Genomic DNA, 25,794 nt, shown 5'->3' on the forward strand with positions numbered 1-25,794 from the left:
GGCGGGGGGCGGGCCGTGGGGTGGAGGATCAGGCATGTGCGGCCGGGGGGCCGCCAGGACCCGAGGCAGGCGGGACCGGGACGGGGGCCGCCGTCCCGCCGGTCCACTGGGCCTGCATCCCGCCCCGGAACGCCGCGGCCAGACCGGGACGAGCTGCGATCGTGGGGGCCTGCGGCCTCTCCTCGGCGGGTGGGAGATTCTCTCCGCGTACGCGCTTCGGCAACGGCGGTGCGCCGACAGGCCGCCCCGCCCCAGAAGCAGGGGCCGTCGAGCGTGTCACGGCGCGGGCAGGCGACGTGCCCTCAGCCGCAGCCGGCGGCGTCGGCCGTGGGGGCGCCGCGGCCGACGACGGCGGGGCTGCAGCGGAGACCATGGCTGCGACGCCGGACGGCGGGACCGTCACGAGGAGCCTGGACGGTACGACCACGAGGGCTGTCGTACCGCCGGTGGCGTTCTCGGACAGCCTGATGGTCATACCGTGGCGCCGGGCGATCTTCGCGGCCGTGAGCAGACCGATCTTTCCGTCACGCACCTGGGCGCTGACGTCCACCTCGTCCGGCACCGCCAACAGGAGGTTCATCTTCTCCCGCAGGTACGGATCCATCGGCATCGCCCGGTCCTCGACCTCAATCGCCAGCCCGGCCGCCACCTGCTGCGCCCGCACCCACACGTGCGTGGCCGGATCGGAGAAGTGGCACGCGTTCTCGATCAGCTCGGCCACCAGGTGCGACAGGTCCGGACCCGCGTGCCCGGGCAGCGCCAGCTGAGTCCCTACCGATCTCGCCACTACGGTGACCCGCTCGTACTGCACCACCTCGGAGGCCGCACCACGCAGCACCGTCTCCACGTTCACGGGACGGCGGACGCTGCGCAGGGACTCACCTCCCAGCACCGCCGTGCTCTCCACCTGGCGGCGCACCCGAGTCACCAAGTGATCGATCGCGAAGATCTGCGCCAGCAGATCCGGGTCGTCGGTCAGCTTCTCCAGAGCCGACAGCCCCTCCAACGCCCGGCCCACCAGAGCGTGTTCACGCCTGGCCAGACGACGCAGCATCTCCAGCACCACCGCGGACTGCGACTCGTCGTGCACGCGTATCAAGGACGCCACAGCCACAACTTGCAGCTCTCCCAGTACCGCTTCGACCACTGCCGCCGGACCAGCGTCCTCTACCAGCCCGAGCGGGCCGGGAACCGACGGCCGTTCACCCCGGCACAGCTCCTCGGCCGACCACACCACCGACTTCTCAACCGCGGCCGCCGCGTCCATGACCCTCTGCGACTCCGCCACCCGCACCCGATGCAGAGCAGCAGCCGCCGCCCGCGCTCGGTACACGCCGACGAGTGCCGCGACCGCCACGCCGCACGCCAGGCCGAACAGGAGCTGCCCCGTCCCGGCCTGCTCCACCCGCCAGACGATGACGGCCACGCCCACCAGCACCACGACGATCACCAAGGGAACGGCCACGGCCGCCCGGACCTGTCCGAGCACGAACGGTTCCACTGGAGGGCGCCGTCGACGAACACGACGGTGCGTGACCGGGCGGGTGGACGACACGCGGTCAGACATTGGGTTCCTCGGTAGTCGGGTTCTTGACGGGACAGGGCACGCTGAAGGAAGCCGGGCAGTGCGCCAGCTGTTGCGTCACGGGCAGGTGGGCCGCATACGCACCCGCACGGTCTTGCCGCGTTCACGAGTCGAGCTGCCCCAGCTGATCTCGCCCCCCCCAGCGCACGTACGAGCCCGAGCCCCGTCTGCTTCCGTTCAGCAACGGCCTCGTCGAACCCGTCGAACTCCGGGGCCGAATCCGACACCTCGATAAGCAGGTCCTCGTCCTGAGCAACCGAGAGGGCGAGCGTGACCTCGCCTGTGCCGACGTGCCGCACAGCGTTGTGGACCAGCTCCGCAACCACGGCGGTAGCGGCCTCTTGGTCGCCCGCCCAGGCCGTCATCGTCAGACGTGTACGGGTATGCAGACGAGCCAGCCTGGGAGCCCCGAGCGTCATGGGCCATGTGCCAGCCCATCTCTGGGGACGGACGGGAACTGCGGGGTACGCGACCACCGGAAGACGTGTCGCCGATGTCATGCGGACCTCCTACAGCGCACCGGCGAGGTGCCCGGTGTCGCGCTGCCGGCACGCGAAGGCGGGACAAGGGCAGCAGGGATCACCGTGGGACTTTCCGGACGGTGGTTTCTGGGAGGGCTGTCGCGTGCTTCGGTGGCCGACGGTCCGCAAAGGGGTGCCGTGAGGGTGCACCAGGTACGTGTGCCGCCGTTGCTCGTGCCCCAGCTCCCGCCGCATTCGGAGGCGATGGCCTCTACCAGGAGCAGCCCACGGCCGCATTCCTCATCAAGGCCCGCTGTTCCGGGACGCGGCAACTCAGAAGATCCGTCGTCGACTTCGATTCGCACCACACCATGGAGTCCGTCGGGCGTATACGAGATCGAAAAGCCGATCTCGGTCCCCGCACCGTGCTCAAGTGCGTTGGTGACCAGCTCACTGATCACCAACGCAGCCGGATCGACGAGCTCCTCGGGCCCCCAGTAGCGGAGCTTCGCCCTGCCGATACGCCGGAGCCTCGGCACCCATGCCGCATGCTCCGGCTTGAGTGAGCCGCCGTAACCTCTGCCGATGCACTCGAAGGACACGGCAGCCCCGTCGGCCATGCGGGGTCTGTCTGCGGCAGGGAGCGCCTCGCCGCATTGCACCGTCGCTGGAGCGGCCAGCTCCGGCAGCATGAGCGTCATTCGTGTCCCCTTGATGACTGGCGCCGAGCATGTCTGACGTCGTGTCGAAGTGCTCGGCTCTTCAATCTCGGTGACCGAACGATTTCGCCGAGTAGGCGGACCTCGATACGGCCACCGCGTGGACTTCTGGGACGCGCCGTGGTCGTGCCGTGGACTTCTGGGACTTCAGAGCACCGCTGGCCCCGCTGGGATGGGTATGGGCCTCACAATCGCGTCATCAGGTGAGTGGTCCGTGGCGCCGATCCGGAGGGGGATCCGTAGTGAGCGAGCGGCAGTTGACGAGGTTCGGGTGGCTTCTGCGAGAGCGGGACTGGCCCTATTCGCGCTTTGCTCGTGAGAGCAGGCGGATCGCGGCCGAGCTGCGGTTGGACGATCCGACCCCTCAGCGCAAGCAGTTCGACCGTTGGCGCTCCGGAAAGATCAAAGGCCTGCCACACGCACCGGCGTGCGAAGTGCTGGAACGGATGTTCCCCGGGATGACGGCCCAGGAGCTCTTCAGCCTGGTGGACACGACGCCGACGCCCGTGCTTGAGCCCGCGGACGATCCAGCAACGGTGACAGAAGAACGAGGCCAACCACCGGCGACGGTGGAAGTCCTGGGCGAGGAGGACGACATGAAGCGGCGAACTCTGCTGCGTGGCCTGGTCATGGGGTCAGGACTCGGTGTCTCCGGCGGGGCACTGGAGGTACTGGCCACGGCCCGTCAACGCATGGACTCGACCCTGGAGACGACCACTGTCAGCCAGGCGACCCTCGAACGCTGGGAGAGTGCCGTATTCGAGTACGCCCACGCATACCAGACGGTGCCACCACAGCAGCTGCTGGGCGATGTCATTGCCGACTTCATCGAGCTGCAAGGGCTCCTGGAACAGCGACAGCCGATTCGGTTCCGGCAAAGCCTGTGCCGGTCCGCAGGCCAACTCGCTGCTCTGGCAGGAATCTTCATGTCCGCACTGGGTGCTCACCGGGAAGCCCGCGGGTGGTTCCACACCGGCCGTCTTGCCGCCGCCGAGGCCAGTGACGCCCAGTTGGAGGCGCTCATGGGGGTGCGTACCGCCATTGTGTCGCTGTACTACGGCAGCCCCGCCTCGGCGTACGACCAGGCTGCTCGGGCACGCCATGCCCTGGGCAACTCCGCGGGGCCGGCCGCCTCACGCGCTCTTGTGGTCGAGGCACGAGCACTCGCACGCCTGGGGCGGGGGAACGAGGCGTTTCCCCTCCTCCAGCAGGCTGAAGACACCTTTGACCTCCTGACACACGAGGAACGGAACGACCCCGCCCTCGGCTACACCGAACGCCAATTGCTCTTCACGGTCGGTAACGCGTGGACCCATGTGGGCCGCACCGAGGAAGCTTGGCGGGCTCAGCGCCTCGCGCTCGATCTGTACCCGGCGGACGAGTACCTCGACCCAACGTTGATCCGTATGGACCGGGCCGTGTGCCTGGCACGCAGCGGCGAACCCGAGGAGGCGTACCGAACCGCCACCGAAGCCCTCACCTCTCTGCCGGACGAACACCGTACGGGCATGGTGCTGAAGTACGCTGCCGACTTCCACCGAGTCGCCGGGCGTACGGACATTCCCGCCCGTACGGAATTCGCCGAGCTGCTGCGCGCGTGAGATTCAGATGACCGGATTGGTCAGCGAGCCGATCCCGCCGATGTGGACGGTCACTTCATCACCGAGCACGATCGAGCCGACACCGGCCGGAGTCCCGGTGAGGACGACATCACCGGGGTTGAGCGTCACGGCCGCCGTGATGTGTTCCAGCAGCTCAGCGACCGGTATCAGCATGCTGGACGTTGCCGCGCGCTGCCGCTCGACCCCGTTCACCTCGCAGCGCACTTCAAGTTTCACCGGATCCAGTCCCGGGACGATCCAGGGGCCCAGAGGACAGAACGTGTCGAAGGCCTTCGCCCACGATGGCTGGCCATCCGCACGCTGGATGTCCCGCGCGGTGACATCGTTCCCGCAGGTGTAGCCGAAGACGTAATCCAGCGCCCTGTCCGCTGCGACATTCCGCGCCTCCCGCCCGATGACCACAGCGAGTTCCGCCTCGTAATGCACTTCCTTCGATTGCTGCGGGTACCGGATCCCAGCCCCCGGACCGATGACTGCCGACGGCGGCTTGAAGAACAGCCGGGGCATCGCCGGCGTTTCCATATGCATCTCGGCCACATGGTCGGCGTAGTTCTTGCCTACAGCAACGATCTTCCCCGGCTCAACAGGGGCCAGCAGCCGCACGTCGGCCACCGCAACACTGCGGCCCGAGGGCGCCGAGGATCCGCGTAGAGGATCGCCGCTCAGCACCTCCAGTACTTCCGCGCCCTCCCGGCCCGTGACCAGACCATGGAACGTCTCGGCCTTCCAGTCGAACCTCGCGTATCGCTGCGTCTCGTCCTGTGGTCCCATGGTCCGCACCGTATCCCGCGCACCGGAGCGGGGAGGAGGGACACCAGATACCTCAAGTACAGCCGTAGACCTTCGAAACTGGGCGAGACGAGGCACCGCTGAGCGAACGGTACGGGTGGCGCGAGCAGCGACAGAGCACGCCGGTTGATTACGCCGTTGCGCCGAGGAATCTCGAGATCCCGGACAGAGTTGTCCAATGGGCTGTACCGGGGCGGAGAGACGACTACGTTAAGCGCCTGCGGTGTGTCGCCACGAGGGGGAACGGGTCATACGAGTTCGGTATCGCGTGCTGGTCGCCTGTGCGGGCGTGGCGCTGATCGTTCTGTACCTCTGCGTGGCGAGTGTGGCTGGTGCGGTCCCGTCGGCGCCGACGTTCCGGGGATGGGTGGCTGTGCTCGTGCCAGCGGATGCGAAGCCGCACCAAGTCCTTATCGATGCAGCCCCAGTTGATCCCGGTGCTCCGGGGTCGCACCCGGTGGTTGACATCCGCGTCATGGCGTGCGGACCGTCGCCGTTCAGCGCCATTGTGCTCCTGGGAGGCGCGGCGCGTCTTGCCGAGCCCACGCTTACTGTGCCTGATCCGGATGCGGCACGACTGATCACGAAAGCGGTTACGCCCACCAGGCTGACTGGCGGTCTCTACAGCCTCTACAGCGTGGCGGAGGGACGTGACCTGGCTGGAGATGATACCGAGTGGCTACGGGTCAGCCTTCCGGAGGTCCCAGAGTGCCTGGAAGGGTCGGAGCCCGTTGCCGTGGGATCGTCTGCCGTACTCAGGGGCTCTCTTCGCGAGCCCGTCCGCCGCAAGCCCAGGATGCTGCTGGGGGACGCTCCGCGTGAATCGCAGAGCTGGCCTCTGATCGGCGGGCCACCGAGTGTGCCGTCGAACTTCCTCGGAGCGTTTCGTCTCAGCGGGATTCCTGGTTCGTGGGTGAGACCGTCGCAACTCGCTGTACAGGTGTCCGTTGGATCGCTGGAGCGGAGGACGCAGGTCGAGGCAAGCCGACCTGCACTGGAGAACGCAGAATCGTTGACGTGGTCGTCCTCCACTCCCATCGCGCCCTCTGCTCGCTTGATCGATGTTCAGGCACAGGCGCAGTGGCAGAACTATTTGGTGGCAGCCGGTGTGGGCCTGGGCGTTGGGTGTTCTCTGCTGGCCGCCATGCCCTTCGAGATGGCCAGCACGCGTGGCAATCGAGACCGCCGGCACCTTCACCGGCCACCGTCGCCAGCGCGACCATCACAGACAGTCGCAGACCGGAGAACAGATCCAACGTCGCCGGTTCCTTTGGCTGGACCGGCGCGGGACCGTGGCGCCCATCAGGGACACGCCCACGGACGTGTTCCTCACCAGTCGCCCGAGCGCGTTCGTCCCACGTGGACCTTCCTCGGAGGCATACTGGTAGGCGCAGTTGCGCGGCGGCTGCTTGCACGACGGGGAACCAAGAAACATGGCCGGAGACGCGCATAACCTTCTGCACCCTTGCCGGTGGCTGAGTACGGCCGCGCTGCCAGCACGCGTAGGCGGCACAGCTCGAAGCCGACATCCAGCGCATCTTGACCACGTACCCCAACCGCCCGGTCGGTCCGCTCTTCCGGGAAGTTCGTGAGCTCCGCAACCGAGCCTTCGACCTGTTGGAGGGCCGCCAGCCGCCCCAGTACACCCGGGACTCTACGTCGCCGCCGGGATGCTGTGCGGAGTCCTCGCCAACGCCAGCTTCGACCTCGGACGCTACGACGCGGCAGAGACCCAGGCCCGTGCCGCGTTCATGTGCGGGGAACTCGCCGGCCACAACGGGCTCCGCGCATGGGGCCGAGGACTGCAAGCCTTGATCGCCTACTGGGACGGCCGCCCACTCGACTCCGTTCGACTCTGCGAAGCCGGAAGCGACTTCACCCCCGAGCACGGCACGGCGCACATCCGGCTCGCCAGCATCAAGGCGCGTGCGTACGGCCAGCTCCAGCAGGCCAGCGACGCCCTTGCCGCACTGCGCAGCGCCGACACCATGCGGGACGAGCTCACCGACACGGACGACTTCCCCGACGGCATGATGGCCTTCCCCACCGCCAAGCAGCTCTTCTACGCAAGCACCACCAGTCTGTGGCTCGGCGGAGCTCAGCACCTCGCCAACGCGGAAGCACGCGCGGAGGAAGCGGTGAACCTGTTCGAGGCCGCGCCACCGGAACGGCGGCGGCTCGGAGAGATGTCACTGGCACGCATGGACCTGGCAGCGGCCCGTCTGAACCGCGGTGATCTCGACGGCGCGGCGATCCAGGTCCATGACGTGCTCGCGGTCAGCGCGCGCCGGGGCACGGAGAGCGTCAGAAAGAGGCTCGGGCAGTTCAGCCGCGAACTCGCGCTCAGCCCGGCCGTCGCCTCCCCCGCCGCCATCGGCATGCGAGAAGCTATCGTCGCCCACCAGGAACGCAGCCGCGCCGAGCTTCCGCCGGGAGGTACACAGTGAGAACGGTGACCGTGCTACACCCCGGCTCGATGGGAGCGGCCATCGCCGCCCAGGCGGTGAGAAACGGTCACCGCGTCCTATGGGTACCGGACGACCGCAGCGCGAAGACACACAAACGCGCGCAGGCAGCAGGACTGACGACGTGCGCCTCGCTCTCAGAGGCTCTCGACGCGAGCGAGGTGGTGGTCTCCATCTGCCCTCCTCACGCGGCGGAAGAGGTCGCGACAACAGTAGCCGGGCACGGGTTCAACGGCCTCTACGTTGACGCGAACGCCATCAGCCCGCAGCGCATGGAACGCATCGCGAACGACATCAGCCCCGCGCCCACGGTGCTCGACGGAACCATCATCGGTCCCCCGCCCAACGCCCAACAGACCTGTCGCCTCTACCTGTCGGGCAGCGAGCAGGCCATGAACCTTGTGGACGGTCTCTTCCAGGACTCATCCGCCAAGGTGATGAGAGCAGGCCTCCAGATCGGCGCGGCGTCGGCCCTGAAGATGTCCTTCGCGGCCTTCCAGAAAGCTGCCCGCACGCTGGCCGGGGTAGCTCACGCCCTCGCCGACAGCCACGGCGTCGCCGACCTCCTCACCGCAGAGGCTCAGCGCATGCCCTCCAACATCCTCTCCGACCCCGACTACTTGCCCAGTGTCGCTGCCCGAGCCTGGCGTTGGGCACCTGAGATGCTGGAGACCGCCGACACCTTGCGCGCGTCCGGCCTCCCCGCCGACATGGCCGAAGCCACGGCGGCGGTGATGGAACGCTGGGCGAAGGACAAAGACCGGTACGGCATCCCGCTCGCCGAAGTCCTCGACCACCTCCGGGACACCCCAGAGCGGCCACCTGCTCAGCCGTAGGCCCTCGAATCAGGCGGTCGGCATCAGGTACGGCCGCACTACTTATCGGGACGGGGTCCGAAAGCCCGACGACAGCGCGGATGGGAGATCGGCCACTCGGCGGCTTCCTCGACGGTACGTACGGTGCGGTTGGCCTTGTCGAGGTCACGGTGGTTGGTCCAGCCACAGTCGGAGCCGTCGAAGACCTCGACCCAGCCGACACCGGCCTCTCGCGTCTTGTTCAGCGTGCCGGCGTTGTACGCCACGGCGCTCTTCGCGAGGGTCGCCGCCTCGGCCCAGATCCGGACTGGAACACGGGCGCCGTTGCGGTAGACGACGTAGGCCAACTGGTGGTCAACGAGGAGCCGGTCGGCGAGGTTCTTGGCGGCCTGGCGGTCGGTCATGCCCGCGGCGGCCAGAAGCGGCACCTCGGACCGGGCTGCAGCGCGGGCGGCTCGGTAGAACTGCTCTGCCATGCGCCCAGCTTCCTGGGAGCAGCGCAGGAAGTCGGCGTAGGAGTCGGAGGCGAGGGCCTGGAGGGCATCCTTGTGGATTTGCGTCCAGGTGAACGGTGAGCCGATCGCGGCGGCGGCCGCCCGGGCGCCCTGCTGGTACAGCCAGGGAAGCTGGCGCTGGACGAAGGCGCGAGCCTCGTCGTCCGCACGGTTGCGGAAGTCGCTGATCGCCTGCTTGAACTCCTCAAGGGTCGCCAGGATGAGCGTGGCGCGTGGGGTGTTTGCCATCGTCTCGATGACGGTCTGCTGTCGGTCCTCAAGCCGCCGCCACGCCTCCTGCAGGACAGCAGCTACACGCTGCGCCACCTCGTCCGCGTCTCCCGGAGTCAGCGGTGGCCACTCGTACACCATGCTGCCCGCTATCTCGTACGACGTGCTGGCAGGAGCGGGGCGGTGGCCAGCACAGCGGTCTCGTCTGCCGGGGCGGTGTCGTCGGGGGCGACGGCGGCCGTGACAGCGGTGATCTGGCGCTCAATGCCGGTCAGGTTGTTCGTGTTGTCCATGGTGACCACACCGTCGACCGTCAGGCGTAGAGGATCGGCGAGGAGTTTCGCGCGCCGTTCGGCCAGGACTTCCAAGGCGACGGCGCGCGCGGAGCCGAGCCGGGTGTAGCGGGCCTCCAGATCGGCGACGTCGGTACTGGTGCCGAGTTGGGCGAGCAGCCAGGAGAGTACGGGCTGGTCCATTCGGGGCGTCTCCGGGTCCGGGCAGGCCCGCCCCGCTGCTTCCAACTGGGCGGGCCTCGATGGTGGTTACTCGGGGGTGGTCTTGCGGGTGCGGGTCTTCGGAGACTCGGCCCGCGACGGTGTCGGCTCGGGCTTCGGGATGCCGACGGTGGCCGGGCTTGGCTCCTTCACCGGCTCGGTGACCGGCTGGGGCTGCGGCACGAGCGCAGCGTCCGGCTCCTCCGGCTGAGGGAGTTCGGGCATGATGCCGTCCTCCCACGCGTCCGGGTTGGTGATGAGCACGGCCACCTCCGGCTTCGGTTCCTCCCCGGGCTGCAGCACGACCGGCTCTCGGGTCGACGGGTGCTGGAGGTGTACCGCCGCCGCCAGTCGAGCGCCCATCAGATGACCTTCGCCACGAGGTGCGCGTCCGGCGTGTGCAGGACCGGCATGGCCACGGCGGCACCCTTGGTCCAGATCTGCGGCGGATCGTCCTGGGTTCCGCGGGTGATGATGACGCCCGGTGCGTCCTCGCGGGTGATCTCCGGATTCGTACCGCGGCTGAGCACCAGGGACTCCACGGTGGTGCCGTACTGCACCTGGCCCCACTTCGTGCGGTCCGGCGGGACGAGGATCCAGCGGTCCTCCGGCAGCACCTTCGTCTGCACCCCGTCGACGCGGACCTGGGCCTTGTAGAAACGGATCGGCGGCAGACCGTAGTTGCCCCGCACCACGTTGACCTGCTCCGGGTTCAGCGACGCGGTCGGCGTCGCCGACGGGGACACCGACCCGTAGTAGGCGGCCCGGTAGGCGTTGTTGGACGCCAGGTAGGAGTACGCCCTGCGGCTGGTCAGCACGAACTCCGGCTCCGGCACCCCGAGGTCGTCCAGGTAGGTGATCCAGCCCAGCTCGTCCTGGAGAGGATCGGAGGCCGGGTCCGACCACAGCACTGGAACCGTCGGCATGTTCCCGGCCGGAACGCCCCAGTCGACCTCGATCGTCAGCCCGTTCTCGTTGACGAGGGAGAACTTGCCGTCGGTGAGCACGTCGCCGGCGGCCAGCTCCAGCCGAGACCGGATGGCCTCGACGTGCCGCTCGACGTCGTCGTACAGCAGCTCGATCAGCCGGTCCTGGTCGGCACCGCGCGAGGCCTCCAGGAGGAGCTGCTCCTGCTCGCCGACCAGCAGCTTCTGGCCGAGCGGGGGCAGCATGCCCTCGCGGGTGGTCTCCCAGGCCGCGCGGGTGGCGAACGGCACGCTCGCGTCGTACGCGCGGTACTTGGCGGCGTTGACGTAGCGGCCGTTGTCGCGTACCCGCCACTTGACGTCCTGGACCTCCAGCGCGGGGAAGATCCCGTCGGCGTTGGTCAGGAGGTAGTCGCCTGGGGTGGGGATGGCGCGGGCGAAAGCGGTGAGGTCGCGGGCGGTAACACCGTCGATGAGATCCTGAATCGTCACTGGCCGGCCCCCTCACACGAACCGGATCTGGGCGCCCGTGGAGGACGGGCTCACCGTGGAGGGATCGATACCGCCGGGCACCGCCGCGGCCTTGACCACCCCGTGCCACAGCAGCGCCGCCGGGACCCGCGTGGCAGTGGGCGCGAACAGGGCCTCGGCGAAGGTGATCCCGGCGAGCTCCTGGCGGCCGTCGGCGGCGGCCGCGTCGTACGGCCCGTACAGGCCGGAGGCACTTATCTTGCCGACGGGGATGCCCGACAGAACCCGGCTGTAGGGCTGATGCGGGTCGGTCGACGCCACCCAGTGGGTGTCCTCGGCGAACGTCGAGATGTCGAGGGTGATGGTCTCGGTCTGGTCGGTGCCGTGCAGCGACGCGAGCCAGGCCCGGTCGGCGGTGTACGACCTCGACGAAGCGATCGGCTGAAGGGTCACAGCCAGTCCTCCCGTGGACGAGAAGCGAATGGGGGATTCGCGCGCTCACCGGCTGGTGGCGCCGTCCACGGAAGGAGGTCGGGGCGTGGTCCCCACTCCGGCCTTGTCCCGCCGGTGGGAAGGAGTCGTGGATCAGTTGGAGGTGACGTAACCGCGTCGACGGGCCATCTCCAGCCCGGCCGCACCCGGCTTCGCCGGAGAACTCCCGCGCGGCGGCGGCCCGCCGGCCGGAGACCCACCCGGAGCGGGCGGGGCACTCCCGCCCGGCGTGCCGAACAGCTCCGGCCGCCGGGCCGCGAGGGCCTTCGCCGCCTCAGTAAGCGCCTGGTCGTCCGCGTCGTCCGGCACGATCAGCAGCTGCTCGGCATCCGCGAGGTCGTCGCCCGTCGCACCCAGAGCGACCAGGGCGGCCCGGCGCTGAGCCGCCCGCTCCCGCGCCGTCGCGGCCGCCTCGCGCGCGGATGCGGCCTGCTCCCTCTCGGTCGCAGCCCTCTCCCGGCGCTCCAACTCCGACAGCGCCTCCGTCTCCGCCTGCTTCTTGTCCTGGATGAACGCCGTCAGGGTCGCTGCATCAGCGAATCCGGTCTGCTCCAGCAGCTCCTTCACCGCCGCCCGGCCGCCCTGCTGCTTCTCACGGGCCAGCAGGGTGGTGACCTGCTCCTGGGTGAACGCCTTCGGCGCGGCGGGCGGTGGGTTGGCGGGATCCTCGCCGGAAGCGCCGAGGATCGGGTAGATCGGCTGTCCATCTCGGCGATACCCGACCGGCGTGAGCGGCGGGGGGAGCGAGCGGCGCGTCATGCACGAACCATCCAGTCATCTACAGCGCCCCCGCGCCGCAGATCAGCATAGCGAGAGTTGAGACAGCGCACGCCGCGGTCAGTAACGCACCGGGAGACTCAGCAGGCCGCGGGCCCGCATCGACGGCCGCCAGCGCAGTTCGCCCGGAGGGATGTCAAGGGCGAGTCCAGGGAGGCGCTCAAGGAGCGCGACGAGAGCGACCTCGGTCTCCAGCCGGGCCAGCGGTGCGCCGAGGCAGTAGTGGATGCCATGGCCGAGGGCGAGGTGGCCGGTGGCGTCACGGCCGATGTCGAGCCGGTCAGGGTCGGTGAAGCGATGCGGGTCTCGGTGAGCGGCTGCGAGGGAGGGCAGGACGGTCTCGCCGGCCGGGATCGTGACGTCGCCGATGGTGATGTCCTCGGTGGCGAAGCGGCGGATGGCCAGCAGGGCGGGGCCGTCGTAGCGAGCCAACTCCTCGACAGCGCCGTTCACCCGGGCGGGGTCGGCGCGCAACGCGGCCAGTTGGTCGGGGTGGTTGAGCAGGGCCAGGGTGGCGTTGCCGATGAGGTGGACGGTGTTCTCGTACCCTGCGAACAGGATGAGGAAGGCCAGGGACATCAACTCGTCTTCGCTCAGCCGGTCTTCCTCGTCGCGTACCGAGATCAGGGCGGAGAGCATGTCGTCGGCCGGGGCTGCGCGCTTGTCGGCGATGAGCTGCGTGAAGAAGACCAGCATGCTGCGCACGGCTTCCTTCGCCCGGGAGGGCTGCGCCGGGTCCGGGGCGACGAGGGCGTCGGTCCAGGCCCGGAAGTCATGACGGTCGTGCTGGGCCACGCCGAGCAGATCGCAGATCACGGTGATCGGCAGCGGTGCGGCGTAGGAGGCGATCAGGTCGGCGCGGCCGTCCGGCTCGATGGCGTCCAGCAGCTGGTCGGCGGTCTGCCGGATCGGCTGGCGCAGTTGCGCGATGCGGCGCGGAGTGAACGCCTGGGACACCAGCCGCCGGATGCGGGTGTGGTCCGGCGGGTCCATGTTGAGCAGGTTCGCGTCCAGCGCCGGTGGCAGCGCGAGCCCCTGGTAGCCGCCGGGTTTTGCATTGCGCTTGTCCAGGGAGAGCCGGGGGTCGGCGAGTGCCTGGCGTACGTCGTCGTAGCGGGTGACCAGCCAAGCCGGGAGCCCATCCGTCCCGGTGATGCGGTGAACGGGCCCGGCCTGGCGGAGCCGCGCGTACACGGTGTACGGGTCGGCGATCAGCTCTGCGGGGTCAACAAGGGGCGGCTGACTGGGCGTTGTGGTCGGCATGGCCTCAACCCTAAACAGGCAGAGCCTCCACCACGGCGGGGCAGAGTCAGCCGTCTCGCCCCTCTCGTAAACCCTTAAGTCGGTGGAAGAACCGGCACCGGCGGGACTCCGGGGTCAGCCTTCGGCAGACCGAGGTAGGCACGCACGGCGTCGTTATCACCTGTGGCATCGGCAAGGCGGGCGGCAGCGTCGAACGCGCGCTGCTGTATCCGCTCGACTTCGTCTTGAGCATCCTCGATTGGATACCCGGCGTCGATCAGCATGCGAACGCAGGTCTCCAGCGACAACACCCCTGCAGTGAAACCCTTCACGACCTCGTTCAGGACAGCCGCCCGATCGGTGGGCATGTGCGGACCCCAGGCCAGCCGGGCGGAAAGAGACGCCCCAGCGGGCCAGCCGTCGGCGTGACCGGCCTGGTGAAGACGCTGCACCATCTTGAACAGCAGCCCGTACTTGTGGGCGCGCGCCAGTCGCATCGAGCTGACCAAGGAATCGAGCGGGCCGAGGGCGAGTTGGAGCGCGTACCCGGACGGCACCGCAGCAGGATCGAGGGTGCCCAGGCCGGAGGAGGTGAGGCGGCTGTTGCCGGCGATGCGGTCCAGCAGGTGATCGACTCGGGCGCGCAGTTCGGCGAGTTGTGCCGAGGTGTCGAGCGCGTCCATGCGCCCTCCTTCGTCGAGCTGCCACACCATGCCAGCCTGGACACGGACCGGCAGCGGCTGCCCGGTCCTACGGTCAACCGGTAGCCGGGCCCCGGCCAGACCGATGATCGGCGAGCCGGTGGTCGCGGACGCGGAGGAGGAGTCGGAGTCGGTTGCCGACAGCTCGTCGAGCCCCTGGAGGACCTTCGCGAGTACAGGTTGGCCCCAGTGTTCTCCGGCCGCGGGGATGCTGTTGATCAGGTGGATGACCGGAATGAAGTCCACCATCAGATCGAGCCGGTCAAGGACCTCTCCGTCCGAGCGGACGCGGTAGGCGGCCTTGTCCGCTGGGAAGTTGTACACGTCGTCGGCACGATTGAGGTCGTCGAGCAGCCATTCAGCATCAGTGAGGTAGCACGTGGTGCCGGAGGGCTGCTCGGGCGACCACGGGTACATGCGTCGCACCGTGCCGGTGTCGGCGTCGAGCCGGTCGCCGACGATCAGCACTGGTTCGCCGTCCGCGCCGTAGACCCGTTCGCGTACCGGCTTCCCGTCCTTCGCCGTGCCGGCCTTGGTCGCGGGGCCGATCGGCCCGAGTTCGTACGTGACTCGGCGGACTCGTGCCTTCAGGCCCCGCCTCGGGTCCTCCGGCAGTTCCCATGCGAAGTGCACGCGGGTCGGGAACTCCGTTCCGTCCTGTTCGCCGTCCTCGGGAAGTTCCGGGAAGTAGAACCCGGGGTCAAGGCTGCGGAGCAGCACCCGCGCCTTGGACGGGTCCCACGCCAGGGTGTAGATCCCGTCCCCGGTCAGGATGGCCGTCCGCTCGGTCTGCTGCATACGCAGCGGCAGCAGCTCCTTCTCCGCCCAGGACCGCAGCTGCGCTTGCACTGCGGCTGCCTCGGCCGCGTTCGCGGGCGGGTCATCATCGTTCGCGTGCTCGGCACCCTGTACGACGATCGTCTGCTCGGAGCCCAGAAGGTAGCCGAGCGCGGTGTCCACCAGCTTGGCCGCGTCGCCGAGTTCCCGGCGCTCGAGTCCGGCATCGTCGCCGGACGCAGCGGTAACCTGCCCCGCCTGGTTCGAGTCGTACGCGGCCAACAGCTTGTACGCGGCGAGGCGTCGCAGGTCCTCGTCCGGAACCCACGATGCGGCGAGCTCGGTGAACGCATTGCGGCCTGGCCTTCGCGGGTCCGCCATCACCGGCTTGTAGTTCAGCCACGACCAGGCGTCGATGACGAGTTGACGCAGGCGCACAGTACCCCTCCAGAGAGTCGGCCCCGCGCCGCACGATCAGCGTAGGGTGCCAACCCGTCATCTGCTTCGGCGACTCATCCTTACCCCCACCTTCAGGCTGAAGGGGCATGTCCTCTCCGCCACTCCCGTGGCGTCCTGCAGCCCTGTCAAGTTCGATGCCCTGGTAAACCTGGGGGACCTCAGGCAGGAACTCGGATACAAGAAGCTGGGCAAGTGGGTGTTTGTCGAGGTGGCGGAGGCACTGGGCATGGACAAGCTGGGCTACTTCCAGGAGTGCATGCTCGACCCGCAGCACAACACCGTTCCTCGCCAGGCGCAGACGGTCTGGATCTACGAGAACAACGGCGGCACCCGCGCCCAGATCATCAACGCCGTTCTGCACTCGGACCGGCGCGACGTTCGGGCGGCGCTGGACGCCCTGGCGGACCACGGCGAAGCTCTGACGCCGGAGCAGAAGCTCGACCGCATCCGCGACCTGGTCGGCTCGTAGGAAGATGAAGCCGTGATCCCCGCAAGGGCAGGCCGCTCAGGCAGGGGTCACGGCTTCATCGGCCGTGGGTGGGGCCGCGCAAAGCGGCCCCGGTCTCCGATCCGTCGTTCCTCAGTCCGACGTGGCCCCTATCGCGAGGACGCACGTCCAGAACGGGTATTGCCCCCACGGTCGCTGGAGGTTCTGAAGAGCTCCACCGACGCTCTCCCCGACAGCAGGCTGATCAGCCGGGACCTGATCGTGGCCGCCATGAGGGCCGTCCCCTCCAACACGTGGCCGCTGACTATGGCAATGAGGCTTCCTGCAAGGACGATCAAGACGATCGTGAAGTGCATGAGCTGGCCGATGCCTGCGCGGCGCTCGTTATGACGGACAATCAGCCGCTCTAGGTTGCGGCGGTGCCGATCATCGGCCTGCAGTCCACGGTGATGCATTTCGGGCATAGTGCACCTCTCGGTGCACTGCCTGCCCGATGGCGAGTGCTCGCTTCGGCTATTCCAGCCGGGTCAACTTCACTTATCCGAGATCGAATTCTACCGCAGCGGATGCGACCAGGCGGGGCGCATGGCCGACCCGGCGGGCGCGGTCACGATCGAAGCTGACTGGCCTGCGACAGTGCTGACACGTCCAGACCATCGGCCACGAATTCCCGGTCAGCGAGTAGATCTTCGCCGCCGTGTCCTTGCTGCTGTCCCGCCACGCTGGTGCGTGCGGTGGCTGCTCACAGAGGTCATACCGGAAGTCGACGATGATGTCGTCGTTGGTAAGCCCTTGTCCATCGCCACGCTGTGCCGTGCCGCATCGCTTGCCGCACCCTTGGTTGCCGCAGTGCAGTGCCGTACTCACAAGTTCCTGCATCCGAAGAGAGTAGGGCCTACGTCGCGAACTGCGGGATTTCACTTCCTGCATCCCAACGGTAGTCATTGAGGAGGACGCGGACGCTGTGGTCTTCGACCCTGGTCGCCTGTTCGGCGGAAGGGCGGAACGCTCGCTACCGTTATTGACTGTTCCGTTGGTGCACCAGTATCAACCCCCGGAGGCAGCCCAGGAAGCATCGTCCCGTGTACGCGGCGAGCACCCCGGTCGGTGCCTCGTGGCAGACGTGGTTGTTTTCAAAGGCTCATCATTCGGATTAGCGAAAAGTAGTGATGCTGTGGCAGAGTGTGACGCGCACGCCCGGCGCCTAGGCGACGTCGGGCACCCTCCTCGGTCAGGTCGCGAGACCGCGTCCGGAGGGATGTGTCACGCGGGCTGACGGCTTTGGCCGTTCAGCACCAGGGCACGAAGACGATTCGCTCACATCCCTGAGCAACGCTCAGGATCACTAAGCCAATCAGAGACGCTGCCCTTGTGGCGGACCTGCTGTCCCGGCCCTGTCTGGGGTGCTATATCAGGACAGCAGTTTCAGCCGCTGCCCGGCAGGCGGCATCCGGCGGGGTCTCCCGGGGGGTAAGTGTCGTACAAGATGCCACCGCTTGACGGTCAGCTGCGCCCGGACTCGTTGTCCATGCGCCGACTCGTTCTGGCTGTACTGTTGGCGACCATGCTGGCCATGGAAGCGGCCTCCTGGCCGACGGTATCCCGGTCGGACGATGCCTCCGCAGGTCCGCCGTCCGGGCTGGCTCCCGGTGTGTTTGTCAAGGAGTGGGAGACCCGGGTCGAAGGCGCCAGTGAGCTGGGATATGACGCTCCCACCCGTACCCTGTTCCTGTGGTACTCCGACGGTGGCAGACCATGGTCTCCCCACCGGCTGTTCGTACTCAACGCGGACACCGGTACCCGCCGCTGGATGGCCCAGCCTGCGGGATGGGACATCCAGCTGGACTACCTGCCGGACGACTACGTGCTCGGCAACGTCGCCGTTGTGGTCGGGACCGACCCGTCGGGAAGATTCGGGGCCGCCGCCCTCGATGTCGAAGACGGTGACCTGCTGTGGACGCGGTTCTTCCCGAAAGACTATCCCGAGATCGCGTTCTTGCGGGATGCGGTCGTGGTGCAGACCTCGGCATCGACGGTAAGGGCGCTGGATGCCGCCGGGGGCGGCACCCGGTGGACGTGGTCCACCCCGACTGACTGCACCGTGGAGGTGGTACGGGGAAGCGCGGAGCTCGTCGTCGTCGAGACCGCGTGCGGCGACCGGCACCATCTGCGGTCCCTGGACCCGCGCACCGGGCGCGAGTTGTGGCGGCACCGTATCGACACCCGCGGCGGGCCGCAGTTCGGCCCCTCCTGGACCGTGAAGGGGGGGATGGTCGGCCTCAGCTACCAGGATCAGATGTGGGCGTACAACAAGGGTGGGGAGACCGTGTTCGACCGCCCGAGCGGCGCTACCTGTGTGCGAGGCCTGCGAGGCCAGGGCTGCTTCGCAACTGCCGACGACGTCGGGGTCCTGTCATTCCACACCGGCCGCAAACCTGTAGTGGAGGCTGTCGACCTGCGTGACGGCACCCGCCTGTGGCGGCACTCGATGGGGCAGCCCACGTGGTTCGAAACGCGCGGAGAGAGCCTGCACATCTTCGGAACCTTCCCTGAACCACTCTTCCCGCATTATCTCGCCACGGTGGACCTGCGCAGCGGCACGTACCTGCTCAATGCCACGCCCATTGCCTTTGACGGCACTGCCGAATTCATCGGAATCGTGGACGAACGCGTGGTTCTGAGCGAGAAGCACAGGCACACCACCGCCTACCGGATCAAGCCGCGCCAGAGCGGGTTCTTCGGCGGTGCGCCTCCGCGCGCCTGGCCAGACGCCTGCACGCTGCTAAGCCCCGAGCAGGTGGAAGATGCGGTCCCGAACGTAGACCGTTACGAGGCGGTACCGGATCGGCTGGCCTTTCTCAGTACCTCCTTGCCAGAGCCGGTGACCTGCCGATACCGGCCGGACCCGCTCAGCGGCCCCGTCGCGACCGTCTCCATCATCTGGGTGGCGGACACTGCACAGCGAGCCCAGCAGATCCTCGGGCGCTTCGCCGACGGGGCTGGGAAATCCCGCGAGATACTCCCGGAAATCGGGGATTCTGCGGCATGGAGGGTGCCGTGGACAGGCCAGGACTCGCACACGGTGTACTTCCGTGTCGGCCGCCACCTCGCATCAGCGACGGTCGACAGCCCGGACGACTCCGCTGAACTGGCCCAGGACCTAGCGCAGAAGGCCGCTGAGGGGCTGCGTTCCATCGGCTGAGTGCCTCTAGCACACAGTGTCCCGACCACAACCTGCCGAACAGGAGCGAGATGGGCTTGCCTGGGGGACCACGCCAGTTGAGACGCCGTGTTCGGATCAGCTCACCGAGCAGACGCCGCGCGGCACCGGAGCCCGACAGCGCACCCGACGGCGCGGCTGCCAGCTCACCCCGCACGCCGCGCGGCTGGCTCATGCTCTCCGTCGTGCTCGTCGTCACCGCTTTGGCCACCAGCATCGGCGGCGGGTTGGGAGGCGACCTCTACGGCGCGCTCAAAGCACTGATCGGCATCGGCGACCAGGAGACCGACTCGGACGATCCTTTCACGGTGATCGTGTCTGCCGACTACACCGACGTGCCCGGTGTCGCCCTGAGCAAACCGCTGCGCAGGGGGGACGACGCGTTCGCCCTGCGACGCGGGATCGACAGCAACGAGAAGTGGGCCGACCTCCTCGCTCGTCAAGGCGGCGCCGTCATAGACGAGTTGAAGGTGTCGTTCGTGTTCACCGGAGTCCGGGACACCTCCGTGCGCATCACCGACATGACCATCCACAAGCTCGCTACGTCCCCGACTCTCAGCGGCACAGCGATCTATCCGTACACCCAGGGAGAGGTCGGCTCCATCCCCGTACACGCGGACCTGGACCAGCCGCGCCCGCGCATCCTCGGCAAAGACGGCAAGCCGTACTTCGCCGCATACGACATCGACCTGGCCAAGGACGAGCGGGTCACCGTGGCACTGTCCTGTCAGGCGGATGCAGCGATGTACCGCTGGGTGATGTCCATCGACTACGTCGACGACGACGGTGCCCACACCGTGTATGTGGACCGTGGCGGCAAGCTTATTGAATCCCGCGACAAAGTGTCCTTGAAGTCCACCTTTGCGGTGACCGGAGAAGCAAAATCCCACACTGTCGTCTACGAAGGAAACAATTCCAGCCCAGGCTTCCACGTAAAACCGTGAGTGCGTTGTGGTGTGCAATATCCTGCAGGTTCGGCCGAGCATCTCCGCTCTGTTGCAGCAGGTCAGCCGGGCAGGTGAGATCGGCGAGCCCGTGTGGATCATGATGGAACTTCGAGAATGCTGAAGTTCCATCATGATCCACACGCGGATGTGCGGGCCGCTACCTGCGGACTACCTAATCAGTCCCCGTGCCGAGACATTGAGCGTCACGACGAACTCACAGGTTGTTGCATACCCTTCCTGCAGCGGCGGGCAGCCGCGGCGACGCTTGCCGGGGAGAGCTCGACGGCCCCAAGGTCTCGTTCGCCCGGGCGGCTCAGGTTCCCGGGCTCCCGACGGGGACCATCACCATCCTCGCGGCCGCGTCCGTACGGCGGTAGGGAGACGGCAGCGGCCCCGGACCAAAGGAAGTCCGGGGCCGCTGCGCTGGTCTGTCGAGCGGTCAGCCCTGAGGGGGCTGCTGAGCGGAGACTGCCGCGATCCAGGCGGCGGCCGCGACCTTGAGCAGCTCCAGGGCGAGTCCGTGCGCACCCAGGGTGAGGAGCAGCAGCCCGGCCCCGCAGGCGGTGGTCCCGCTCCAGAACAGGATTGCGCGGCTGTGGCGGCGGGCCCAGCGGGCGGCGGCGCGGCGCTTCTCGCGGCGGCGCTCACGGCGCATCTGCCGAACCCGTCGGCGCTGGAGAGCCAGGTCCTTCTTGGCGTCCCTGATCATGTCGTCGAAGGTCGCCCGGGCCCACGCGGGCGGCTCCTCGCGCTGGCTGTCGGGAAGGTGGATGCTGGTCATGGAACTGACCTCCTGGTCGAAGTTCCCGCCGCTCGTGGTGTGGCAGCCGAGTCGAGCGGACGGTGCCGGGACGCTTGTGTGTCCCGGCACAAACACCAGTAGGGCCGGAGGCCCTGGCGTTTGCTCCAGGTCTCCGGCCCTACTGGTCTCGCTACGGTGGACGCTTCCGGTCACCGTTTAAGGAAACTCCGGTTGGTCACTGCTGAGACACCTCCCGCTTGGTCGGACGGGTGAACAAGGCGCTTGCCAGCGCGACGATGTGTAGTCCTGCCCGCTTACCGAACCGGGTGGATCGAGGCCCGTCGGTGGGAAACAGTGCCTGCTTGATCGGCACCATCGCGATCAGGACTGTGTCCCAGAGGCGGGAGATCCTGTAGGAGATCAGCGAGACGATGGTGCGCATCGCTAGCCCCCAGTCTTTGTTCTTCGTCTTCATACGAGTGCTACCCCCAGTAGCCGGCGTGAGTGCGTGTGGTTGGTGGTATTGCGGCCAAGCAACCCACCCTCGGTGTGCAGGGGCCTCGTGTCGCGACGGGCCCCTGCACCCGGGGGAACGGTTACTTGGACGGCACCGCCCAGCCGAGATTCCCGCGCATCGGCTTGAGCTTCTTGCGTGCCCGGTGGACGGCGTTGCGTACGGCGCCGTCCGTGATCCCGAGCAGGGCGGCCGCCTGCGGGGAGGTGAACCGGTCGAACTTCACGAGCGCGAGCGCGAGCAGCTCCCCGGGCTCCAGCTCCGCGGCGAGCGTCTTGCCGTACTGCGCCATCTCCATCCGGTCGGATACGGTCGCGGCCACGGAGTCGAGGCCGAACTCCACGACGTAGCCCGCAACCGGCTGGGGGGCTTCCTCAAGCACCCATGTGTCGTCGCCGATGAGCAGTTCCCGCGCCCGCTGCTTGGCCAGCGTGTTGTGGAAGGCCCTCACCGCGTTGTTGAAGGACTTCCAGGCATAATCCTTGATCTCCTTCTCGACGGGCCCGCTCTTCAGCTTCGTGTGCAGGCCCTGGAAGATCTTGTCGGAGACGTCGCCCTCGTGAACCTCCCCCACGTTGACCCGGATGTGCCGGCGGAAAGCGGGCTCGTTCTCCGCGACGTACCCCCACTGAGGCAGGGACTCCGACGGCAGTTCCGCCGCAGGGCACAAGAGGGGCAGGATGCTCTCTCGCTGACCTGGGATCAGCGGACGCTTCTTCACTGTGGTTGTCCTTCGGTCAAGTTGCCTACAACTACGAGGGCACCTCAACCCGACTCCCCGGAGCCCCGTAGTAGTTCCAGTCCTGGGCGTTCGCGATCCGTTTGTAGCCGACGCGTGACCTGAGTCACATGCGGGCCATGGCGACTGGATCGGGGGCGGCTTTGCCGTCTGGGGGCTGGGGTGGGTCTGCTGCTGTGCGGGGTGCATCCGGACGATGACCCGCGCCCGCATCTGGGCCCGCTGGGTCGTTTGCGCCTCCTGGGAGTCACTGGCGACCTCGGTTCCGGAATACGACCGGAACAGGCAGCCGCAGTAAATGCGGGCACCTGATCTTGCCTGGGAACCGCGTTCCCGCAGGCGGCGGCACAGCCCGCTGACCTGCGGCTCCTTGCTGCTACGGCACGTTTCTGCCGTACTCCGGAAGCCCTCCGGGGCGGGGGCTTCGGTGCTCAGCGGCGCCAGCGTTCCTGGCCAGGGCCCTTGCAGGTGTAGACGACGCCCTTCTTGCTGATGCCCGTCGATCCGGGAGGGGAGCAGTAGGCGCCGGGGGTGACGGTGTCGATACTGCCGTCCCCGCCAGAACTGGAGGAGCCGCCGGACGACGAGGAGCTGGAGTCATCCGAGTCGTCATCGCCCGTGCTGGGCGGCGTCGGGTCCGGGTGCAGCTCGGTGAACTCCGTCTTCGGGCACGCAGTGCCGGGCGCGGTCACCTTGAGATACGCCGTGGTGGTCTTCGGGTATTCGATCTCCTCGCCCGCTTTCGGCTCCTGGAAGCAGACGGTCCAGTCGTCCGCCGTGGCGGGGAGGGTGACGTCGGTGTAGGCACTGTCGGCCTCGATCGCCTTGAAGGCGAGCGGCTTGAGCGTCGCGGACGCCTTCGCGAAGGTCTGGCCGACGACCTTCGACATCTTCGGGTAGGGGATCGACTCACCGTCCTTCGCAGGGCACGGCCACTCGTTGCGGACCACGCCGAAGTCGAGCGTGGGCATCGTGCCGACCTTCTTGGCCGACACAGCCTGGAAGCACACCTTCCAGTTGTCGTCGTCCCACTGCCCGGCGTCGTCGTCCGAGGCGTCGTGCGAGATGGCGTTGTACCCGGCGTCGTAGGCCGCTGCCTTGGCCGTTTTGAGGTTCTGGCCCACAAAACTGGGCGGTCCGCTCGGAGTCGGGCTCGCGGACGGGGTGGTCGTTGCCGGGGCTGTCGCAGCGGCCTTCGGCTTGGCGTCCTCCTTCGGGTCCTTTGGCGAGTCGCCGAGGAACAGTGTGATGAACCAGAGGCCGGCGAGGACGGTAGCGATGATCTTCTTCGTCTGGCTCCAGTGACTGAGCCACGCGAGCGCGATGCCGCCGGGCGGAAATATGACCAGGGCCGCGATGACGAGCGCCGGGTGCTGCCACCAGCGCCGGACCGGCGTCGGAGGATACGGGTACGGCGGAGGTTGCTGGGGGGAGCCGTATCCGGGCGGCGGTTGCGTCATAGGGGTCTCCACGAGCAGGGAATCGAGCGGCGCTCAACATATACAGAACGTTCACGGCTCTTAACTGCTTGGTGCGAGAACTGAGACAACTGCTCTTCCTGGACTACAGGGGGACAGCCCAGTACCCGACCCGGACCGGCACTGTGCCTGCCGGAGCCCGTGCTCCGGGGCCTTGCCGACGCCAGCGCCGTACGCGTGCTGCCAGCAGCAGAACGGGCAGCGGACTACGAGGGTCCACCGGAGTCGATACACCCCGAGCGACCACACACGGTCACCAGCAGACCCGCCAAGGCAGCGAACTCGCGACAGTTGATTACGCGAGCTCACCAGTACGGCCGCGATCGAGCCGTACGACGCTGCCGGCTGGTCGAGAATTGCCCGGCCTGCGGCGAACTGGACCGGCTCTGCCGCTACCACGAGGGCTACACCACGGGGTACGAGGCGCTGAACCAGCTGCTCACGGAGGCCTCCCGCGTCGACCCGAAGGTCACCATCAAGGACGCGCTCCGGCGCCTGGCCGACGCGGACGAGGCCGCCGAGCGCGGCGAACTGGCCGCCGCCGTCGACCGGCTGACCAGGGGACAGGGACGACGCTGACCAGCGCATCGCCGTGCCCGGAGTCCGCGGGCCCGGTCGTCCCGCCGTTCGACCTGACGCCCGGCACACTCGTGGTGGCGGTCGGCAAGCACAACAGCTCTACGACTCTGGCACCCCGGTTCCGAAGATCGCCCGCACCTTCAAGGCTGCACCCGCCACCATCTACCGCCACATCACACTCAAAACAGCAAGATGATGGGGCTGAGGAAGGGGCGGGACGGTCCTTCCTGCCCTGAGCAGTTTTCGGAGGTCACCGGGACTGACGACGAGCCTCCCACGCCAGGTGAGCAGTGCGCAGTGCCGCGTGAACGCTGTCCGCCTCCTGCTGCGAGACCGGGATCGTCCGCATGCAGGGGCTTCCTTCCGCTGCGCTGGTGCGGATCTCGTCGCTCCCGATTCGGGCTCCCTCCTGCGTGGTGCTCTCGGCGACATCAAACACGTGCCAGGTGCCGTGCTCGTTGTTGTCCTCGTCGTCCTGGAACTCCGTTCCCTCCCACTGCCGTCCCTCGAAGCTTCTGGCATACCGTCCGATGTCGAAGCCAAGATGGTAATAGGTGCCGACCTCCAGCTGGGCGGCGTCCGTTACCGCTTCTCCAGTGCGCCCCCACAGACGGAACTTCGCAGGTGCGTCGCCATCGGCCGCAGTTTCTTGAAGCTCCTCAAGCGTGGGTTGCTCACGTTCTGCACGCTTACGCGCTTCTTCCTTGCCAGCGGGGGTGAGGTAAGGAAACGTAACCGGCAGGCCGAGCTCGGTCTCGATGCGGGTCAGATGCTCCTTGGCCAGGATCGTGATCATCATGTCGTCCGCCGGCACTCCGTGGTCGTACCACCAGCTGAACTTCGGGCCGTGGGCGCCTTTCGTGATGAGATAGGTGACTCCACGGCCATCGTCCAAGAGGGGTGCGTGGCGTCTGAAGCCGAGCAGCCTCTTCGGGATTGGCGACGGAGGCACCTGTCCCTGCCCTCCATCGCGCCACGTCTTGGTCTCCTTGAGCGCTATGACCGGGAAAGCGAAGAAGGTGAAGAAAGCTGTGATATATCCGAAGAACGATGACTTTGGCACATACGGGATCGGAGCGAAGAACAGAACCGCCCACGCAGCCCATGAGGCGGTGAGCACAAGCAGGGTTCGAACAGCTCTCGTTGCCATGACGTCGCTTCTTTCCCTGAGGTCGAGTCGTGCGGACAAAGCAGGTCAAGCACACGGCATCACCTACGTTTACGGAAGCACCGTTCGATAATTCCGCGTTGTCGAGCATGAGAGAGCCTGCTCTTGTCGGCGACAGCTGAACTCCTGCCGTCTGTGCCGGCCGTTGGGGTGTGTGGTGTCGGCGTCGTAGACGCCGCCGGTGAAGATCATGATGTGGACCGGATCGCATGCTGCTGCGGCGACTGCGATGCCGCTGCCCACTGCGTACTTCCGCGAAGCGACGATGACGTGGTTCACCTTGAGGCTGTGCACGTCGGGCGCTCTGAGGAAAGAAGCGTCACGGCGGTCGGCCTGGGACTTCCCCCCGATCGTGAGGGGGGCGCCATGCGTGTAGCCGCTCACATCGTCGAAGTCCCGGCACTCCACCGGATCGGGACGGCAGTTCGTCACGCCTCGC

27 protein-coding genes are annotated in these 25,794 nt (G+C 67.6%); 8 read left to right on the forward strand and 19 right to left on the reverse strand.

All coding sequences use genetic code 11. The features are described from left to right. Window positions 1–28 precede the first annotated feature (28 nt). Genes ACWD3C_RS15030 through ACWD3C_RS15040 form a run of 3 tightly spaced genes read right to left on the reverse strand, consistent with a single transcriptional unit; the run spans window position 29 to window position 2,747 of the window. Window positions 29–1,489 (reverse strand): sensor histidine kinase, encoded by a 1,461-nt coding sequence (locus ACWD3C_RS15030; protein WP_451143862.1) that lies wholly within the window; start codon window positions 1,487–1,489, stop codon window positions 29–31. Continuing rightward, the gene (locus ACWD3C_RS15035; protein WP_451143864.1) at window positions 1,447–2,085 is read right to left on the reverse strand and encodes an ATP-binding protein; all 639 of its coding nucleotides are present in this window, start codon (window positions 2,083–2,085) and stop codon (window positions 1,447–1,449) included. Before ACWD3C_RS15035 ends, ACWD3C_RS15030 begins: the two co-directional genes overlap by 43 nt. Then, window positions 2,082–2,747 (reverse strand): ATP-binding protein, encoded by a 666-nt coding sequence (locus tag ACWD3C_RS15040; protein WP_451143866.1) that lies wholly within the window; start codon window positions 2,745–2,747, stop codon window positions 2,082–2,084. The genes ACWD3C_RS15035 and ACWD3C_RS15040 overlap by 4 nt, the downstream gene beginning before the upstream one ends. Window positions 2,748–3,223: 476 nt before the next feature. Between ACWD3C_RS15040 and ACWD3C_RS15045 the strand changes: the two genes are divergently transcribed. Continuing rightward, entirely contained in the window at window positions 3,224–4,366 is a 1,143-nt protein-coding gene (locus ACWD3C_RS15045) for a hypothetical protein (protein ID WP_451143868.1), read from the forward strand. Window positions 4,367–4,369: 3 nt separating this feature from the next. Here the strand turns inward: ACWD3C_RS15045 and ACWD3C_RS15050 are convergent, their stop codons facing one another. Further along, the gene (locus ACWD3C_RS15050; protein WP_451143870.1) at window positions 4,370–5,158 is read right to left on the reverse strand and encodes a fumarylacetoacetate hydrolase family protein; all 789 of its coding nucleotides are present in this window, start codon (window positions 5,156–5,158) and stop codon (window positions 4,370–4,372) included. 1,688 nt (window positions 5,159–6,846) lie between these two features. On the opposite strand from ACWD3C_RS15050, the gene ACWD3C_RS15055 reads away from it, so the two are divergent. Together ACWD3C_RS15055 and ACWD3C_RS15060 are read left to right on the forward strand one after the other, a co-directional pair. After that, window positions 6,847–7,623, forward strand: a complete 777-nt coding sequence (locus ACWD3C_RS15055; RefSeq protein WP_451143872.1) for a hypothetical protein — start codon at window positions 6,847–6,849, stop codon at window positions 7,621–7,623. A 5-nt stretch (window positions 7,624–7,628) separates the two neighbouring features. Beyond that, entirely contained in the window at window positions 7,629–8,477 is an 849-nt protein-coding gene (locus ACWD3C_RS15060; protein ID WP_451143874.1) for a DUF1932 domain-containing protein, read from the forward strand. A 38-nt stretch (window positions 8,478–8,515) separates the two neighbouring features. Here the strand turns inward: ACWD3C_RS15060 and ACWD3C_RS15065 are convergent, their stop codons facing one another. From ACWD3C_RS15065 to ACWD3C_RS15100, 8 genes are all read right to left on the reverse strand, one after another. Continuing rightward, a complete protein-coding gene (locus tag ACWD3C_RS15065) occupies window positions 8,516–9,277 on the reverse strand; it encodes a hypothetical protein (protein ID WP_451143875.1) in 762 nt (253 codons plus the stop codon). Window positions 9,278–9,330: 53 nt separating this feature from the next. Continuing rightward, the gene (locus ACWD3C_RS15070; RefSeq protein ID WP_451143877.1) at window positions 9,331–9,657 is read right to left on the reverse strand and encodes a hypothetical protein; all 327 of its coding nucleotides are present in this window, start codon (window positions 9,655–9,657) and stop codon (window positions 9,331–9,333) included. A 66-nt stretch (window positions 9,658–9,723) separates the two neighbouring features. Beyond that, on the reverse strand, window positions 9,724–10,038 hold the full coding sequence (locus tag ACWD3C_RS15075) for a hypothetical protein (RefSeq protein ID WP_451143879.1): 315 nt from the start codon (window positions 10,036–10,038) through the stop codon (window positions 9,724–9,726). After that, complete coding sequence (locus ACWD3C_RS15080) at window positions 10,038–11,093, reverse strand: major capsid protein (RefSeq protein ID WP_451143881.1); 1,056 nt, start codon at window positions 11,091–11,093, stop codon at window positions 10,038–10,040. Before ACWD3C_RS15080 ends, ACWD3C_RS15075 begins: the two co-directional genes overlap by 1 nt. Window positions 11,094–11,105: 12 nt before the next feature. Further along, window positions 11,106–11,525 (reverse strand): head decoration protein, encoded by a 420-nt coding sequence (locus ACWD3C_RS15085; RefSeq protein WP_451143883.1) that lies wholly within the window; start codon window positions 11,523–11,525, stop codon window positions 11,106–11,108. A gap of 132 nt (window positions 11,526–11,657) precedes the next feature. Then, window positions 11,658–12,323 carry a hypothetical protein gene (locus ACWD3C_RS15090; protein ID WP_451143885.1) on the reverse strand — a complete coding sequence of 222 codons (666 nt, stop codon included), beginning with the start codon at window positions 12,321–12,323 and terminating at the stop codon, window positions 11,658–11,660. A 78-nt stretch (window positions 12,324–12,401) separates the two neighbouring features. Beyond that, the gene (locus tag ACWD3C_RS15095; RefSeq protein WP_451143887.1) at window positions 12,402–13,604 is read right to left on the reverse strand and encodes a cytochrome P450 family protein; all 1,203 of its coding nucleotides are present in this window, start codon (window positions 13,602–13,604) and stop codon (window positions 12,402–12,404) included. Between the two features lie 74 nt (window positions 13,605–13,678). Then, complete coding sequence (locus ACWD3C_RS15100) at window positions 13,679–15,499, reverse strand: hypothetical protein (protein WP_451143889.1); 1,821 nt, start codon at window positions 15,497–15,499, stop codon at window positions 13,679–13,681. Window positions 15,500–15,626: 127 nt separating this feature from the next. Here ACWD3C_RS15100 and ACWD3C_RS15105 point away from each other — a divergent pair, with 127 nt between their 5' ends. Beyond that, window positions 15,627–15,989 carry a hypothetical protein gene (locus ACWD3C_RS15105; protein WP_451143891.1) on the forward strand — a complete coding sequence of 121 codons (363 nt, stop codon included), beginning with the start codon at window positions 15,627–15,629 and terminating at the stop codon, window positions 15,987–15,989. Between the two features lie 516 nt (window positions 15,990–16,505). On the opposite strand, the gene ACWD3C_RS15110 is transcribed toward ACWD3C_RS15105, so the two are convergent. Then, window positions 16,506–16,847, reverse strand: coding sequence for a hypothetical protein (locus ACWD3C_RS15110; RefSeq protein WP_451143893.1), 342 nt, complete (start codon window positions 16,845–16,847; stop codon window positions 16,506–16,508). Between the two features lie 685 nt (window positions 16,848–17,532). Here ACWD3C_RS15110 and ACWD3C_RS15115 point away from each other — a divergent pair. Together ACWD3C_RS15115 and ACWD3C_RS15120 are read left to right on the forward strand one after the other, a co-directional pair. Beyond that, window positions 17,533–19,170, forward strand: a complete 1,638-nt coding sequence (locus ACWD3C_RS15115) for an outer membrane protein assembly factor BamB family protein (protein WP_451143895.1) — start codon at window positions 17,533–17,535, stop codon at window positions 19,168–19,170. A gap of 203 nt (window positions 19,171–19,373) precedes the next feature. Then, the gene (locus ACWD3C_RS15120; RefSeq protein WP_451143897.1) at window positions 19,374–20,132 is read left to right on the forward strand and encodes a hypothetical protein; all 759 of its coding nucleotides are present in this window, start codon (window positions 19,374–19,376) and stop codon (window positions 20,130–20,132) included. Between the two features lie 442 nt (window positions 20,133–20,574). Here the strand turns inward: ACWD3C_RS15120 and ACWD3C_RS15125 are convergent, their stop codons facing one another. The 4 genes from ACWD3C_RS15125 to ACWD3C_RS15140 all read right to left on the reverse strand — a co-directional run bounded on the left by ACWD3C_RS15125 (window position 20,575) and on the right by ACWD3C_RS15140 (window position 23,590). After that, on the reverse strand, window positions 20,575–20,916 hold the full coding sequence (locus ACWD3C_RS15125; RefSeq protein WP_451143898.1) for a hypothetical protein: 342 nt from the start codon (window positions 20,914–20,916) through the stop codon (window positions 20,575–20,577). Window positions 20,917–21,112: 196 nt separating this feature from the next. Further along, window positions 21,113–21,352, reverse strand: coding sequence for a hypothetical protein (locus ACWD3C_RS15130; RefSeq protein WP_451143899.1), 240 nt, complete (start codon window positions 21,350–21,352; stop codon window positions 21,113–21,115). 121 nt (window positions 21,353–21,473) lie between these two features. Next, entirely contained in the window at window positions 21,474–22,112 is a 639-nt protein-coding gene (locus ACWD3C_RS15135) for a sigma-70 family RNA polymerase sigma factor (protein WP_451143901.1), read from the reverse strand. Between the two features lie 449 nt (window positions 22,113–22,561). Continuing rightward, window positions 22,562–23,590, reverse strand: coding sequence for a PASTA domain-containing protein (locus ACWD3C_RS15140; protein ID WP_451143903.1), 1,029 nt, complete (start codon window positions 23,588–23,590; stop codon window positions 22,562–22,564). 309 nt (window positions 23,591–23,899) lie between these two features. On the opposite strand from ACWD3C_RS15140, the gene ACWD3C_RS15145 reads away from it, so the two are divergent. Continuing rightward, window positions 23,900–24,187 (forward strand): hypothetical protein, encoded by a 288-nt coding sequence (locus tag ACWD3C_RS15145; RefSeq protein ID WP_451143905.1) that lies wholly within the window; start codon window positions 23,900–23,902, stop codon window positions 24,185–24,187. Window positions 24,188–24,200: 13 nt separating this feature from the next. Then, the gene (locus ACWD3C_RS15150; RefSeq protein ID WP_451143907.1) at window positions 24,201–24,383 is read left to right on the forward strand and encodes a helix-turn-helix domain-containing protein; all 183 of its coding nucleotides are present in this window, start codon (window positions 24,201–24,203) and stop codon (window positions 24,381–24,383) included. A gap of 54 nt (window positions 24,384–24,437) precedes the next feature. Here ACWD3C_RS15150 and ACWD3C_RS15155 read toward each other — a convergent pair whose 3' ends face one another. Continuing rightward, the gene (locus ACWD3C_RS15155; RefSeq protein ID WP_451143909.1) at window positions 24,438–25,337 is read right to left on the reverse strand and encodes a hypothetical protein; all 900 of its coding nucleotides are present in this window, start codon (window positions 25,335–25,337) and stop codon (window positions 24,438–24,440) included. A gap of 69 nt (window positions 25,338–25,406) precedes the next feature. Next, window positions 25,407–25,787: a hypothetical protein gene (locus tag ACWD3C_RS15160; protein ID WP_451143911.1), complete on the reverse strand. Its 381-nt coding sequence runs from the start codon at window positions 25,785–25,787 to the stop codon at window positions 25,407–25,409. Window positions 25,788–25,794 lie beyond the last annotated feature (7 nt).

It is taken from the genome of Streptomyces sp. NPDC002845, assembly GCF_053591955.1.